Here is a 1737-nt window from a genome sequence, read left to right as displayed (position 1 = left end):
GTCCTCGACAAGGCGCGGCAGCGAGATCGAGGCGATACCGTCCTGCACCGTGCCGATGTTCTCAAACAGGCCCGACATTTCCCACATGATCCATTGCGACATGCCCCACAACCTGAGCACAAGGCCGATGACCACGGCGACCGCGCCGATCGTCACGGCTTGCCCCAGCCACAGCCACAACGCCATCGCGGTGACAGAGAACAAGAGCAATGCATTCAGTATGTAGAGCGAGCCGAAAAGCACTGTCACCAGCCGCATCGACCGGTAGACCGTTTCGAGAAAGCCGGACATGCCGTCTTTGGCGAATGACGCTTCGCGGCGCGCGTGGCTGAACAGCTTGACCGTCTGGATGTTGGAGTAGCTGTCGACGACCCGGCCTGTCATGATCGAGCGCGCATTGGCCTGTTCCTCGCCGACCTTGCCCAGCCGGGGAATGAAAAAACGCAGCAAAAGGATATAGCCGACCAGCCAGAAGCCGAGCGGCGCGGCCAGCCGCCAGTCGGCCGAGCCGACGATGAGCAGCATGCCGAGGAAATAGACGATAACGTAGTTCAGGACGTCGATCACCTTGATGACGCATTCGCGCACGGCGAGAGCCGTCTGCATCAGCTTTGTCGCGATGCGGCCGGCGAACTCGTCCTGGTAGAAACTCATCGACTGCTTGAGCAGATAGCGGTGCACCTGCCAGCGGATGCGCATGGGATAATTGCCCATCAGCGTCTGCTGGTTGAGAAACGAATGCAGCCATACCGTGCCCGGCAGCGCGAACAGCACGATGAAGGCCATGCCGGTGAGCTTCCAGGCTTCCGTCTGCAGGAAGGTTTCGCGATTCTGCCCCGACAGCCAGTCGACGATGCGGCCGAGGAAGCCGAACATCCATACTTCGGCGATCGCGATGGCCGTCACCAGCACCGCGTCGAAAAGGATATAGGGCCATGCGCCGCGCGTATAATGCAGGCAGAAGGCAACCAGCGTCTTGGGCGGCTCGACCGGTTCCGCTGCGGGGAACGGATCGAGCCTTTTTTCAAACCAGCTAAACAACAACATAGGTTATGCCTGTGAAATGTGTTTGCCGCTTACGCGGCACGTGAGCGTACGAAATCCCCGGAACCCATGGCGTCAAGGGCCGACGGTCTGGAATCACCCGGACCGTCGGCCCTGCTTCGCGCAATATAGGGGCTCGCGGGCTTTTCGCCGACAGCTGCGCCAGACGATCCTGACGACACGGTGCCGCCAGCCCGGTTTTTCGCGCCCGGCCGGATCAGCCGGATGATCCGGCGCACCAGCGAAGGCCGGCTCAGATCGGGAACCGCGCGCGAAAAATCGACATCCGGCAGCATGCCGCGATGCGGCCGGCGGCGAACCTCGGCGTGAACCGCCGACGAATAGGTGTCGCCGATCAGCAGCGCCCAGGTCGGCAGTCGGTGGATATGCAGGCTCCTCGAGCCAGGTATTCTATAGGGATCGAACATCGGTCCGTCCTCCGTGTGAAAATCGAGATAAAAAGGCGAAGCAATATCGTCCGCCGGCATTCGGCCGGAGGCACGCATTGCGTCGGTCTGGACATGACAAGCATCGGTCCGGACAGGTTCAGCTGGGGCGTTCAGCCCTTTTGACTTTTTGAAAAACATCGCAGGATTCCTTCGAGAGCCGAAAAATCGTTTCGGCGGGAATCGGTGCGATCAAGTCTTAGAGAGTCAGGAGAATCGTCGTACCGAAACCGCCGGCAGGCAGGTA

The 1737-nt window shown here is 60.5% G+C and carries 2 protein-coding genes; both read right to left on the bottom strand.

The features are described from left to right. Window positions 1-1047 (bottom strand): ABC transporter transmembrane domain-containing protein (locus tag EN750_RS32890; protein ID WP_145968141.1); only part of this gene is annotated, 1047 nt, incomplete at its 3' end. 29 nt (window positions 1048-1076) lie between these two features. Further along, on the bottom strand, window positions 1077-1472 hold the full coding sequence (locus EN750_RS32885) for a hypothetical protein (RefSeq protein WP_127326784.1): 396 nt from the start codon (window positions 1470-1472) through the stop codon (window positions 1077-1079). Between the last annotated feature and the right edge of the window lie 265 nt (window positions 1473-1737).

The sequence above is a fragment of the Mesorhizobium sp. M7A.F.Ca.ET.027.03.2.1 genome (assembly GCF_003999175.1).
Lineage (GTDB): Bacteria > Pseudomonadota > Alphaproteobacteria > Rhizobiales > Rhizobiaceae > Mesorhizobium.
The sequence above is the reverse complement of the archived record's forward strand: the minus strand, read 5'-3'. Positions and strand labels throughout refer to the sequence as shown.